Raw genomic sequence first — 12,717 nt, forward strand, 5'->3', positions numbered from 1 at the left:
CACCAACCCCCCCCCCCCCCCCCACCCCCCCCCCCCCCCCCCCCCCTCCCCTCCCCCCCCCCCCCCCCCCCCCCCCCCCCCCCCCCCCCGCCCCGTACCGGGTCGATGTGGAGACGGGATTGCGCCGTGTTGCGCGCCGATGTCCGATCCCGCGCCGATCTTGTGGGGACGCGAGCCGCCTGCGTACGTTCGACGGGCACCACCCGCCCGGCCCTCCCGGGGCCGCCTCACACCACCCGGAGCCACCCACCATGCCGCCGACCCCACGACCGCTGCGGAAACTCGGCTTCCTGACCATCGGACTGTTCGACGAAGCCGACCCGCGCCGGGGCCACGAGTCCACCCTCGACCTCATCACCCTCGGCGAGCAGCTCGGCTTCGACAGCGCCTGGCTGCGCCACCGCCACCTCCAGTACGGGATCTCCTCCCCCGTCGCCGTGCTCGCCGCCGCCTCCCAGCGCACCAGCCGCATCCACCTCGGCACCGCCGTCACCCCGCTCGGCTGGGAGAACCCGCTGCGCCTCGCCGAGGACCTCGCCACCGTCGACATCCTGTCCGGTGGCCGCCTCAACCCCGGCTTCAGCGTCGGCCCGCCCACCCACTACGACCGGGTCCGCGGCACGCTCTACCCCGACACCGGCGAGCACGAGGACTTCGGGACCGGCCGCGCCGAGCGCCTCCTCGGCCTCGTCCGCGGCGAACCCGCCTCCGACTTCGCCGGCACCGAGGGCATCGAGGTGTACTCCCGCCGGGTCCAGCCGCACTCCCCCGGCCTCGCCTCCCGGCTCTGGTACGGCGCCGGCAGCCTGCGCTCCGCCCGCTGGGCCGGCGAGCACGGGCTCAACCTGCTCACCAGCAGCATCGTCAAGGCCGGGGAGCCCGGGGAGTCCGAGGACTTCGCCGAGATCCAGCGCACCCAGATCCGCGCCTTCCGCGCCCAGCACCCCGACGGCGAGCGCGCCCGCGTCTCCCAGGGCCTCGTCGTCATCCCCACCGACGGCGCCACCCCCGAACAGCGCGCCAAGTACCAGGCGTACGCCCTCGCCCGCACCCCGCGCACCCTCGCCCCGCAGGGCCCGGCCCGGATGGTGTTCGCGCCCGACCTGGTCGGCCCGTCCGAGGAGATCGCCGAGCGGCTGCACGCCCACGCCGGCTACCAGGAGGTCGACGAGGTCGCCTTCGCCCTGCCCTTCACCTTCGACCACCAGGACTACGTGCAGATCCTCACCGACCTCGCCACCCGCCTCGGCCCCGCCCTCGGCTGGCAGCCCTCGACCGGGCGCGGCTGACCCGGCGGCCTCGCGCGCAGCGGGGCACGGAGACTCAGGGCACGGCGACTCAGGGCCGGGCGGGGCCGCGGGTGGGCAGCGTCTGGCTGTAGACGACGCTCGTGGTCGTGCTGCCGAAGCCGGCCAGCTCGTCCACGAGCGTCTCCAGATGCTCCATGGAGGTCGCGGCGACCTTGAGGGTGTAGCAGTCGTCGCCGGTGGTGCGCAGGCACTCCAGGAGCTCCCGCCGCTCGGCGAGCAGCCGGCGCAGCGGCTCGTGCCGGTTGCCCGGGTACTTCAGCCGGACGACGGCGAGCACGGGATAGCCGACCTTGGCCAGGTCGACCGCGGCGTGGTAGCCGGTGATGACGCCCAGCGCCTCCAGGTTCCGCACCCGTTCCGTGGTGGCGGACGAGCTGAGGTTCACCCGCCGCCCCAGCTCGCTGAGGGAGATCCGGGCCTCCCGTTGCAGCTGTCCGATGATCTGCCAGTCGACGTCGTCGAGATTCACGGCCATTCCGCGATTCTACCGGCAGAACCACGGCACAGGGCAGTGATCACCGGGATGGTTCGGTTCCGCCGGCCATGATCACCGGGATAGCCTCGGTCCATGCAACTTGGCGTCAACGTACCGAACTTCGGGCCCGGGACGGACCCCGGCGTGCTGCGTGAATGGGCGCGGACCGCGGAGGGGCTCGGCTTCGACCTCCTCATGCTGTCGGACCACGTGACCATCACCCCGGACGTGTCCGTGCGGTACCCGGAGCCGTTCTACGAGCCGTTCACCACGCTGTCCTGGCTGGCCGGCCTCACCACGGACCTGCGGCTGGGCACGAGCGTGCTGATCCTGCCCTACCGGCACCCGCTGCTGACGGCCCGGCTGGCCGCCAACCTCAGCCGGCTCAGCGGCGGCCGGTTCGTCCTCGGGGTGGGCGTCGGCTGGGCGCGGCAGGAGTTCGACGCGCTCGGCGTGCCGTTCGCCGCGCGCGGCCGGCTGACCGACGAGTACCTGGGCGTGCTGCGGGACGCCTGGCGTCCGGAGACTCCGGGGACGGGGACGGGGACGGGGACCGGGAGCCACGCCGCCCCGACGCCCGTCTGGGTCGGCGGCCACAGCGGGGCGGCGATCCGACGCGCGGTCAGGTTCGGCGACGCCTGGCACCCGCTGCGGCTGCCCCTGCCCCTGATGCGCTCGATCCTGGCGGAGCACTCGCTACCGGGGTTCTCCCCCCGCATCGCCCTGCGGATCACCGAGGCGCCGGTCGACGATCCCGAGCGGCCCGCCGGGGTCGGCACCGTCGAGCAGGTCCTCGACGACCTCGACCAGCTGCGGCTGCTCGGCGCGGACACCGTCGTCCTCGACCCCTACCACGGCGATCCGGAGGAGACCCGTCGGCCCCGCGCGGCCTGGCGGGCGCTCACCACCGTGGCCACCCAATGGAAGGCCCGCCCGTGATCACCCTGGCCGACGAAACCCTCCTGCGGCGCGCCGTCGCCCTCGCGGCCCGGGCGGTCGCCCTGGGCGACGCACCGTACGGCTCCCTGCTGGCCGGCCCGGACGGCGCGATCCTCGCCGAGGCGCACAACACGGTGCGGCGCGACGACGACATCACGGCCCACCCGGAGCTGAAGCTCGCCCGCTGGGCGGCCCGCGAACTCGACCCGGACCTGGCCGCGCGCACCACCCTCTACACCAGCTGCCAGCCCTGCGGCATGTGCGCCGGCGGCATCGTCCGCTCCGGCCTCGGCCGGGTGGTCTTCGCGCTCTCCACCGAGCAACTCGTCGAGCTCAACCCGCAGGCGGGCGCCTGGCCGACGGTGGCCCAGGACGGCCCGGCCCTGTTCGACGAGGCGCGCGCACCCCTCGACGCCTACTACCGGCCAGGCCGCTGACGTCGACGCGCCGGGCGGGCACTGGTCAGATGACTAAGCGCTTGCTTAGACTCGGGCGTCCAGTGCAGGCCCGCGCGCCCCCAGGAGACGTCATGACCGCGACCAACCGTCAGATCCGCCTCGCCCGCCGTCCGGTCGGGGAGGTGCGGGCGGAGGACTGGGCACACGGGTCGGAGCCGGTGCCGGCGGCCGGGCCCGGGCAGTTCGTGGGGCGGACGCGGTACGTGTCGCTGGACCCGGCGATGCGCGGGTGGCTCGACGACCGGCCGTCCTACCTGCCGCCGGTCGGGCTGGGCGAGGTGATGCGGGCCGGGTCCGTGGTCGAGGTCGTCGAGTCCGACCACCCGAAGTTCCGCGTCGGCGACCACGTGGTCGGCAGCTTCGGCGTCCAGGAGTACGTGGTCTCGGACGGCAAGGGCGCGCTGAAGGTCGACCCCGCGCTCGCGCCGCTGTCGACGTACCTCGGCGCGCTCGGCATGCCCGGGATGACCGCCTACTTCGGGCTGCTGGACGTCGGGGCGCTCAAGGAGGGCGAGACCGTGGTGGTCTCCGGCGCCGCCGGGGCCGTCGGCAGCCTGGTCGGGCAGATCGCCAGGATCAAGGGCTGCCGGGTGGTCGGCATCGCGGGCGGCCCCGAGAAGTGCGCGCTGCTCACCGGGGAACTGGGCTTCGACGCGGCGATCGACTACCACTCCGAGGACGTCCGCAAGGCGCTGCGCGACCACGCGCCCGACGGCATCGACGTGTACTTCGACAACGTCGGCGGGGACGTCCTGGACGCCGCGCTCACCCGGCTCGCGATGCACGCCCGGGTGGTGCTCTGCGGAGCGATCAGCCAGTACAACAACGAGACCGCCGTGCAGGGCCCGTCCAACTACCTGTCACTGCTGGTGCGGCGGGCCCGGATGGAGGGCTTCGTGGTGTTCGACTACGCGCCCCGCTACCCGGAGGCGGCCCGGGAGCTCGCGGGCTGGATCGGGGACGGCCGGATCAAGGTCAAGGAGCACGTGGTGGAGGGGACGGTGGACGACTTCCCGGCGGTCCTCGGAATGCTCTTCCGCGGGGAGAACACCGGCAAGCTGGTGCTGCGGCTGAGCTGAACTCCGGCCTGAGCCGGGCCCGGTGCGGCGGCGACGGGCGTCCGCCGCCGCCGCACCGGGGGCGTTCAGAGCAGACGCTTGATCTCGCCGCGCGCCCGGTAGAAGCCGCCCGAGGCGGACTCCCGCACCTCGGCGACCAGGTACCGCGCCCCGGCGACCCGGATGTCCTTCGGGAACTGCACCCGCCGGCCCGGGTCGAAGCCCGCCGACACCACCCGCACCCGCAGCCGGGCCCCGTCCTGCACGCACTCGACCTCGATCCCGCCGCCGGGCAGGCCGCCGGTGCCGACGACCACCGTCTCCAGGGCCGTGCCCGGCCGCACCGCCTCCCAGCCCGCGTCGAGCACCTCGGCGGTGGCCGGCAGCGTCCCGGCCTCGGCCGCCCGGACGGCCTGCTCGCTCGCGTCCAGGCAGGCGAGCGAGCCGTCGGTGGTCACCAGGTAGAGCCGGCCGTCCCGGTACTGCATGCTGTACGCGGAGCCGCAGCCGGTGGCGAGCTTCCACAGCCGGGTGCCGTCGGCGGCGAAGCAGTACACCGAGGAGTGGTTGTCCCCGGCGAAGACGTACTCGCCGTCCGGGGAGGCCGCGCAGGAGAACACGGCGGCGTCGCAGCGGTAGGCGGCGACCTCGGAGCCGTCCGACTTGCGCAGCCGGTGCACCCAGCCGCGCCCGGTGCCGGCGAACACCTCGTCGGCCTCCTGCCAGCCGAACAGCACCTCGCCCTTCGTCGCGGTGTGCCACACCTGGTCGCCGCCGCGCGCCGCGTAGCGGGCGACGCCGCGCGAGTGGCCGTGGTAGACGCCGTCCGCGTCGCAGCGCACCATCCAGCCGGAGCGGCCCTCGGCCTTGCGGCGCCACTGGAACTCGTCCTCGTGGTCGACGGTGGTCAGCCCGCCGCGTTCGTCGGCGACGCCCAGGACGCCGTCGTGGATGTCGAGCCAGAAGATGTCCACGTCCTCGGCTATCTCGTACGCCACCCGGGGGACCTTGCCGCCCAGGTCGTACACCTTGCCGTCGTCGCAGCCCGCGTAGATCCACCAGTCGTCGGCGACGATGCACTTGACGCCGTCCGGCAGGCCGAACCGGGCGGTGACCTCGCCGTCGTGGGTGAGGGTGTAGACGTCGCCGCGCTCGTTGCCGACCCAGGCGTGCTCCTCGCCGACGAAGACGCCGAAGGCCGGCGAGCCGGAGCGGAACCGCCACAGCAGCGGCGCCTGGTTCGCCGTCGAACGGGTGCTGACGAGCTGCCGCCTGGTCACCGCCCGGTGCTGGCGCACGCCCTGGACGGCCGGCGCGTAGCCCTTGCGGACCTTCTCGCCGATCTTCTTGGCCGCCGACGCGGCGGCCTTCTCGGCGCTCGGGAAGCTGGTGGACTTGGCCTGCCCCTCCTCGCCGATCCGCCCGTAGCGGACCGTCACCGTACTGCCGGCGAGCCGCACCTCGTAGAACTTGTGCGCGCTCCCCTCCTCCTCGGACAGTTCGAGGTAGGTGACCTGCTCTTCCACGGCGACGGACACGACGAAGTCCCCTTTCGGGTTCTCGGGCAACGGAGACGGGAGGCGGGGCGGGGCCTGTTCGCGGCCCCGCTCGCCGACAACCCCCAACCTAAGGCCCGGCACTGACAACGCGTCCCGCCGGGCTGCCCGGAACCCCGCCTCCCACTTGTCGCCTCACGAACCATTCTTCCGCCGTACATCTGGCCGTCGCCCGCCGCGCACGGTAGGGATCGGGTGGCGTTGCTAGAACCGCAGCGCCCGAACTTTCTTGTCCGTGCTCAGACCGCCGGGCCCACCAGCCCGAGCGGCCGTCAGGAGGAAGCTCATGCGGAGTACCCAGCGAGTCCGGCGCAGAGCGATGGCGGGGGCGTCCGCCGCAGCCGTGGTGGGGGCGCTGCTGGCGCTGCCCGGCGGCGTCGCCCAGGCGGCGTCACCCGACGTGGTGATCAGCCAGGTGTACGGCGGGGGTGGCAACTCCGGCGCCCCGTACGCCAACGACTTCATCGAGCTGTACAACCGCGGCACCGCGCCGGTGTCCGTGACCGGCTGGACGGTGCAGTACGCCTCGGCGGGCGGCACGTCCTGGGGGCGGACCACGCTGTCCGGCACGATCGCGCCGGGGCGTTTCCTCCTGGTGCAGGAGGCCGCCGGGGCCGGGACGGGAGCCGCGCTGCCGACGCCGGACGCGACCGGGACCCTCAACCTGGCCGCGACCTCCGGCAAGGTCGCGCTGGTCACCAACGGCACGGCGCTGACCTGCGGTTCGGGCTGCGCGACGCAGCCCGGGGTGAAGGACCTGGTCGGCTACGGGTCGGGCGCCAGCTCCGCCGAGGGCTCGCCGACCGGCAACCTGTCCAACGCCACCGCCGCCCTGCGCGTCGGCGGCGGCGCCACCGACACCGACAACAACGCGGCGGACTTCACCATCGGCGCCCCGACGCCGCGCAACTCCGCGTCCACCGGCGGCGGCACCACCACCGGCGCCCGAATACACGACATCCAGGGCGCGGCCCGCACCTCCCCGCTCGCCGGCAGCGCCGTGAGCGCGGTGCCCGGCGTGGTCACCGCCGTCGGGCCCAACGGCTTCTGGTACCAGGACCCGCAGCCCGACAACGACCCCGGCACCAGCGAGGGCGTCTACGTCTACACCGCCGGCGCGCCCACCGTCGCGGTCGGCGACTCCGTCACCGTGAGCGCCACCGTCAGCCAGTACCGCCCCGGCGGCAGCGGCGGCACCACCAACCTGTCGATCACCGAACTCACCGCGCCCAGCGTCACGGTGCTCGCCCACAACGCGCCGCTGCCCGCGCCCACCCTGGTCGGCCCCGGCGGGCGGGTGCCCCCGGCAGCGGTGATCTCCAGCGTCACCGGCGGGGACGTCGAGACCGCCGGGAACTACCAACCCGCCACCGACGGCATCGACTTCTGGGCCTCGCTGGAGGGCATGCGGGTCGAGATCGACAACGCGGCCGTGGTCGGTCCCAGCAACAAGTACGGCGAACTCCCCGTCGTGCCCCAGGGCAGCACCACCCGCACCAACCGGGGCGGCATCCTGCTCCAGGCGGGCGACGGCAACCCGGAGCGGGTGACCCTGGCGAACGCGCTCGCGCCCACCCCCGCCGCCAACGTCGGCGACACCCTGACCGGCGCGACCGTCGGCGTGCTCGACTACTCCTTCGGCACCTTCAAGCTCCAGGTCACCACGACCCCGGCGGTCACCTCCGGCAACCTCGCCCCCGAGGTCACCGCCGCCCCGACGGCCGGCCAGCTCGCCGCCGCCACCTTCAACGTGGAGAACCTCTCCCCCGCCGACCCGCAGAGCAAGTTCGACGGCCTCGCGGCGGGCATCGTCACCAACCTACGCTCGCCCGACCTCGTCGCCCTGGAGGAGATCCAGGACAACAGCGGCCCCACCGACGACGGCACCACCGCCCCCGACCAGACCCTCGCCAAGCTCACCGCCGCCATCTCGGCGGCCGGCGGCCCGGCCTACTCCTACCGCCAGATCGACCCGGTGGACGGCCAGGACGGCGGCCAGCCCGGCGGCAACATCCGCCAGGTGTTCCTGTTCCGCACCGACCGCGGCCTGAGCTTCACCGACCGCCCCGGCGCCGGCTCCACCACCGCCGACTCGGTGGTCAACAACGGCGGCACGCCCCAACTCGCCTACTCCCCCGGCCGGATCGACCCGACCAACACCGCGTTCAACTCCAGCCGCAAGCCGCTCGCCGGCGAGTTCCGCTGGAACGGCAAGCCGGTCTTCGTGATCGCCAACCACTTCAACTCCAAGGGCGGCGACCAGCCCCTGTTCGGCCGCTACCAGCCGCCCGCGCACCCGTCCGAGACCCAGCGCCACAACCAGGCGACGGCGGTGAAGAACTTCACCGACCAGATCCTGGCGGTGGACCCGAACGCGGCGGTCATCGTGCTCGGCGACCTCAACGACTTCGAGTTCTCGCAGACCGCCGACATCCTCACCGCCGGCGGCTCGCTGACCGACCTGCCGCGCACCCTGCCGCTGCCCGAGCGCTACACCTACGTGTACGAGGGCAACTCCCAGGTGCTCGACCACATCCTCATCTCCGGCGCGCTGGCGGCGAAGCCGTACAGCTACGACATCGTGCACATTAACAGCGAGTTCAGCACCCAGCTGAGCGACCACGACCCGCAGGTCGTGCGGATCCCGCTGCCCTGACGCACGACACCGGCGCGGTGCCGGCCTCCCGCCGGACGGGGAGGCCGGCACCGCGTTCGCCGTTCAGCCTCCGGCCACGGCGGCCAGCAGGGCGCGCAGGGCCTCGTCGTCACGGATGCCGGCGCCCGCGAAGCAGCCCCCGACGATCCGGCGGTCGCGCCCGGCGAGGTCCGCGAGGCGGCGGCGCTGACCGTCGTCCAGGGCGGTGGTGCCCAGGGCCGCCAGGGCCTCGCCCGCGCCCCGGAGGTCCGACTCGGTCTCGGCCGCACACAGGGCGGCCTCGGCCAGACGGCCGCGGTCGAGGGCGGCGCCGTCGGCCACCGCGAGGAGGGCCAGCACGGCGGCCGGGGCCTTCACCCGGTCGGCGAGCAGCCCGTCGAGCCTGGCGGTGAGCGGGCGGGCGGCCGGCCCGAGGAGGGCGGCGACGCGGGCCGCGCGGACGGCCGTCCGGTCGAACCACGCCCCGTCATCGGCGCGCCGCAGGACGCCGTCCAGGATCGGGACGACCTCGGCCGCGTCCCCGGTGATCCGCCACAGCGCGTCGGCCACCGCCAGGTCGGCCTCCAGCACCGGGGAAGTGTCGGGCACCGGAGAGGTGTCGGGCACCGGGGAAGTGTCGGGCGCGCCTCCGGCGCTGAGCGCGGCGCGCAGGGCGGGGGCCAGCGAGAGGGCCTCGGCGCCCAGGCCTGCGGCGGCCCGGGCGGCCTCGGCGACCGCGTACGGGCCGGCCGCGAGCCGGTCGGCGAGTGCCCCGAGCAGTGTCTCGGGATCACCGGTGAGGTCGTACAGCGCCCGGGCCGCCGCGACGGAACCGGGCACCTCCCGCAGCGCGGCGGCAGCGCGGTCACGCTCCGCCGCCGGGCCGTCCACCGCGACGGCCGCGACGGCGTCCGCCGCTTCCGGGCGGTGCGGCAGCGCCGCGCACAGCTCGGGCAGAGCCGGGGCGGCCGCGCGGCCCCACTGGCGCACCAGGCGGAACAGCTGGTGGTGCTCGTTCCCGCCGAGCTGCTCGGCCGTCAGCCGGACGCGGACGGCAGCGAGCAGCTCGGGGTCGAAGGGGAACGGCGCGTCGGCAGGGGCCCGTTGCCCGGCGGCGGCCTCCAGCGCGCGCGGGCGCCGGCCCAGCGCACGGGCGAGCAGCGGGGCCGCCGTCCGGGGCGCGATCAGGACGAGCGCGGCCAGGGCCTGGTCGGCGGGCCCGTCCTCGGCCTGCGCGGCCCGGGCGGCCAGCCCGGGGGCGGCCTCGGCGGCGGCCGGGCCGAGGTTGCCGAGCAGGTGCACCACGTCGGGGTCGGCGACGAGCCGGGCGAGCGCCGGGAGCAGCCGCCGGGGCGCGCTGCGGGACAGCTGGCAGGCGTGGTCGGCCGCCCAGACGGCCTCGGGGCGCTCGTCGCGCAGGGCCCGGTCGAGCAGGGTGTAGGCGGCGTCGCGGTCGGCGGGCGTCTCGCGCAGCAGCAGTTCCTCGGTGATCGCGCGCAACGGCTCCCGGCGGTCCAGGTCGTACCGGTCTGCGGCGACCGGGTCGGCGGGCAGCAAGGCGAGGACGGCGGCGTGGTGGGCGCCGGTCCACGGCTCGCCCGCGTCCAACCCGGCGAGGACGGCGGCCAGGCGCAGCGGCGCCGGCGTGTCCTCGCCCAGCAGCGGCCCGGCCTCGGCGGCGGCTGCGGACCGGTCCAACCGGCCGAGGGCGGTGAGCAGTTCACCGCGGACGACGGGGTCGGTCTCGCTCGCCCAGCGGCGGCGCAGCGCGGGCAGGGCGGGCTCGACGGCCCTGGTCTGGCCGACGGCCCAGGCGGCGGCCTGCCGGACGCCGGCGCTCCCGTCCGCCAGCAGCGGCAGCAGCAGCGGGAGTTGGCCGACGACGGCGGCCCGGACGGGAGCGGGCGGGCCCTCCCCGCCGCCCTCCCGCTCCCCGTCCCGCGCTCCGCCCCACTCGCCCTCGCTCTCGGCCAACCCGCCGAGCAGGCCCAGGACTTCGACCGTCCCGCAGCCGGCCGCCGCGATCCGGGCCAGATAGGGGACGGCGTCCGCGCTGGCGGTGTACACCGAGCCCTGGTGGAGGATGCACGAGTAGAGCTCGGCGAGCGCCTCCTCGGCCTGCTCGCCGCCGGCGACGAGCGCGCGCAGCAGGCCGGGCAGGTCTTCGGCGGGTCCGTAGGCGTGCGAGACGGACGCCCAGGGGTGGGCGTCGAGTCCGTCGAGGGCGTGGGCGAGGTCCATGGGCGGATCATCGCAGCCGCCACCGACAGTGCTCAGGTGTCCCGCACTGCTCAGGTGTCCCGGCGAGAGGGTCAGGCGTCCCGGCGGGTCAGGCTGAGGGCGGCCAGGGTGAGGGCGACGGCGAGGTAGCCGGCGAGGGTGGCCAGGCAGCCGGCCGCGCCGAGCCGGTTGGTGCCGCCCGCGGAGGCGACGGTGCTGCCCAGGCCCTCGAAGGCGCTCTGCAGGCCGAACCGGGTGGCGCCGTCACCGAGCGGCGCCAGCAGCATCGGCGAGAGGAAGAACAGGCCGAACAGCACGGCGACGGCGCCCGCGGTGTGGCGCACCAGGAAGCCGAGCGCCAGGCCGAGCAGGGCGAAGACGGACAGGAACACGCCGCAGCCGACGACCGCGCGCGCCACGCCCGGGTCGCCGAGCGACACCGCCAGGTGCTTCCCGGCCAGGGCCCGTCGGCCGAGCAGGAAGGTCAGGAACGCCAGCAACTGCCCGAGCAGCGCCGACACCCCGCCGACCACCAGCGCCTTGGCCGCGAGCACCTGGCCCCGCCGGGGCACGGCGGCCAGGGTGCTGCGGATCTGGCCGGTGGTGTACTCGCTGGAGGCGGCCAGGGTGCCCAGCGTGCCGATCGCCAGGACGGCGACGTAGAAGCCGCCGGAGAAGCCGTAGCGGACGGGGTCGAAGCGCTCGCGCTGGACGGCCGTCCAGACGTCCCAGTTGTCGGCGGCGCTGCCGTAGTCGATCAGGCCGATGAACAGGGCGGCGGCGAGCGCGACGACGGCGGTGAGCGGGGTCGCGCGGACGCTGCGCAGCTTGACCCACTCTCCGGCCAGCGCGCCTCGGGTGGTGAGGGCGGTCATGTGGTCCTCTTTCCGGACGTACTGGCGGGGGCGGTCATGTGGTCCTCTTTCCGGACGTAGTGGTGGTGGCCGTCATGCGGTCCGCCTTCCGGACGTACCGGTGGTGGCGCGGTAGTCGACGGCCTCGCCGGTGGCGTCCAGGAACGCCTGCTCCAACGAGGCCTGCCGGACGGTGAGTTCGTGGACGCCGAGGCCGTGCACGGCGGCCAGCTCGCCGATCGCCGCCGGTTCCAGGCCGCCGACGGCCAGTGCCCCGCCGGACTCCTCGGTGACCGGGGCGGCTCCGGCGGCGCGCAGCAGTCGGGCCAGTTCGGCCGGCCGGGCGCAGCGGACCAGGACGTCGGTGCGCGCGTTCTCGGCGAGGAAGTCGGCGGTGGGGCGGTCCGCGACGAGCCGGCCGCGCCCGATGATCACCAGGTGGTCGGCGGTGGCGGCCGTCTCGCTCATCAGGTGCGAGGAGAGCAGGACGGTCCGGCCCTCGGCGGCCAGGTCGCGCAGCAGGGTGCGGATCCAGTGCACGCCCTCCGGGTCGAGCCCGTTGACCGGTTCGTCGAGCAGCAGGACGGGCGGGTCGCCGAGCAGGGCGGCGGCGATGCCGAGGCGTTGCTTCATTCCGAGGGAGAACCGCCCGGCCTTGCGGCGGGCCGCCTGTTCCAGGCCGGTGCGGGCCAGCACCTCGCGGACCCGGGCCGGCCCGATGCCGTTGGTGACGGCGATGCCGAGCAGGTGGTGGTAGGCGGAGCGGGCAGGGTGGACGGCGCCGGCGTCGAGCAACGCCCCGACTTCCCGCAGCGGGTGGCGCAGGGCCGCGTACGGCCGGCCGTTGACGGTCGCTCGCCCGCTGGTCGGGGCGTCCAGGCCGAGGATCATCCGCAGCGTGGTGGACTTGCCCGAGCCGTTCGGCCCGAGGAAGCCGGTGACCTGTCCCGGCCGGACCGTGAAGGTCAGCCCGTCCACGGCGACGGCGCCGCCGTAGCGCTTGGTGAGGTCGCGTACCTCGATCATCGTGGTGCCTTTCCGGGTCTCCTGGTCGGCCGAGGGGGCCGATGCGGGCTCCACGCTCCCGCCCGGGCCCGGGGCGGGGCGTCCCGCCGTGGGCGGAAATCACGACGTTCGGCGGGGGCCGGCCTCTGCCCGTGGTCGTAGGCCCACAGGGCGATGCCGGGCGCGGGGGCCGCCGCTAACCTGGGG

At 75.0% G+C, this 12,717-nt stretch carries 10 protein-coding genes; 5 read left to right on the forward strand and 5 right to left on the reverse strand.

Going from position 1 to position 12,717, the window contains the following annotated elements:
• The first annotated feature begins 251 nt into the window (after window positions 1-251).
• On the forward strand, window positions 252-1,289 hold the full coding sequence (locus tag AC07BF_RS29125) for an LLM class flavin-dependent oxidoreductase (protein ID WP_363587174.1): 1,038 nt from the start codon (window positions 252-254) through the stop codon (window positions 1,287-1,289).
• A gap of 49 nt (window positions 1,290-1,338) precedes the next feature.
• Here AC07BF_RS29125 and AC07BF_RS29130 read toward each other — a convergent pair whose 3' ends face one another.
• Window positions 1,339-1,785 carry an Lrp/AsnC family transcriptional regulator gene (locus AC07BF_RS29130; RefSeq protein WP_363587173.1) on the reverse strand — a complete coding sequence of 149 codons (447 nt, stop codon included), beginning with the start codon at window positions 1,783-1,785 and terminating at the stop codon, window positions 1,339-1,341.
• 93 nt (window positions 1,786-1,878) lie between these two features.
• Here AC07BF_RS29130 and AC07BF_RS29135 point away from each other — a divergent pair, with 93 nt between their 5' ends.
• From AC07BF_RS29135 to AC07BF_RS29145, 3 genes are all read left to right on the forward strand, one after another.
• Entirely contained in the window at window positions 1,879-2,724 is an 846-nt protein-coding gene (locus AC07BF_RS29135) for a TIGR03619 family F420-dependent LLM class oxidoreductase (protein ID WP_363587172.1), read from the forward strand.
• Window positions 2,721-3,161, forward strand: a complete 441-nt coding sequence (locus AC07BF_RS29140) for a nucleoside deaminase (RefSeq protein ID WP_363587171.1) — start codon at window positions 2,721-2,723, stop codon at window positions 3,159-3,161. The genes AC07BF_RS29135 and AC07BF_RS29140 overlap by 4 nt, the downstream gene beginning before the upstream one ends.
• A gap of 92 nt (window positions 3,162-3,253) precedes the next feature.
• Complete coding sequence (locus AC07BF_RS29145; protein WP_363587170.1) at window positions 3,254-4,261, forward strand: NADP-dependent oxidoreductase; 1,008 nt, start codon at window positions 3,254-3,256, stop codon at window positions 4,259-4,261.
• Between the two features lie 65 nt (window positions 4,262-4,326).
• On the opposite strand, the gene AC07BF_RS29150 is transcribed toward AC07BF_RS29145, so the two are convergent.
• Window positions 4,327-5,778 carry a WGR domain-containing protein gene (locus AC07BF_RS29150; RefSeq protein ID WP_363587169.1) on the reverse strand — a complete coding sequence of 484 codons (1,452 nt, stop codon included), beginning with the start codon at window positions 5,776-5,778 and terminating at the stop codon, window positions 4,327-4,329.
• A 304-nt stretch (window positions 5,779-6,082) separates the two neighbouring features.
• Here AC07BF_RS29150 and AC07BF_RS29155 point away from each other — a divergent pair, with 304 nt between their 5' ends.
• A complete protein-coding gene (locus tag AC07BF_RS29155) occupies window positions 6,083-8,452 on the forward strand; it encodes a lamin tail domain-containing protein (protein ID WP_400845038.1) in 2,370 nt (789 codons plus the stop codon).
• A gap of 63 nt (window positions 8,453-8,515) precedes the next feature.
• Here AC07BF_RS29155 and AC07BF_RS29160 read toward each other — a convergent pair whose 3' ends face one another.
• The 3 genes from AC07BF_RS29160 to AC07BF_RS29170 form a co-directional block, all read right to left on the reverse strand.
• Window positions 8,516-10,672, reverse strand: a complete 2,157-nt coding sequence (locus AC07BF_RS29160) for a HEAT repeat domain-containing protein (protein WP_478334114.1) — start codon at window positions 10,670-10,672, stop codon at window positions 8,516-8,518.
• A 71-nt stretch (window positions 10,673-10,743) separates the two neighbouring features.
• Window positions 10,744-11,526 (reverse strand): hypothetical protein, encoded by a 783-nt coding sequence (locus AC07BF_RS29165; protein WP_478334115.1) that lies wholly within the window; start codon window positions 11,524-11,526, stop codon window positions 10,744-10,746.
• A gap of 72 nt (window positions 11,527-11,598) precedes the next feature.
• Window positions 11,599-12,531, reverse strand: a complete 933-nt coding sequence (locus AC07BF_RS29170; protein ID WP_478334116.1) for an ABC transporter ATP-binding protein — start codon at window positions 12,529-12,531, stop codon at window positions 11,599-11,601.
• Window positions 12,532-12,717: the final 186 nt, after the last annotated feature.

The sequence above is a fragment of the Kitasatospora sp. NPDC043950 genome (assembly GCF_056435345.1).

What these genes read in the sequence shown, in the direction of transcription:
- AC07BF_RS29125 (WP_363587174.1), top strand. Translation starts at nt 252, where the DNA reads ATGCCGCCGACCCCACGACCGCTGCGGAAACTCGGCTTCCTGACCATC.
- AC07BF_RS29135 (WP_363587172.1), top strand. Translation starts at nt 1,879, where the DNA reads ATGCAACTTGGCGTCAACGTACCGAACTTCGGGCCCGGGACGGACCCC.
- AC07BF_RS29130 (WP_363587173.1), bottom strand. Translation starts at nt 1,785, where the DNA reads ATGGCCGTGAATCTCGACGACGTCGACTGGCAGATCATCGGACAGCTG.
- AC07BF_RS29160 (WP_478334114.1), bottom strand. Translation starts at nt 10,672, where the DNA reads ATGGACCTCGCCCACGCCCTCGACGGACTCGACGCCCACCCCTGGGCG.
- AC07BF_RS29155 (WP_400845038.1), top strand. Translation starts at nt 6,083, where the DNA reads ATGCGGAGTACCCAGCGAGTCCGGCGCAGAGCGATGGCGGGGGCGTCC.
- AC07BF_RS29170 (WP_478334116.1), bottom strand. Translation starts at nt 12,531, where the DNA reads ATGATCGAGGTACGCGACCTCACCAAGCGCTACGGCGGCGCCGTCGCC.
- AC07BF_RS29165 (WP_478334115.1), bottom strand. Translation starts at nt 11,526, where the DNA reads ATGACCGCCCTCACCACCCGAGGCGCGCTGGCCGGAGAGTGGGTCAAG.
- AC07BF_RS29145 (WP_363587170.1), top strand. Translation starts at nt 3,254, where the DNA reads ATGACCGCGACCAACCGTCAGATCCGCCTCGCCCGCCGTCCGGTCGGG.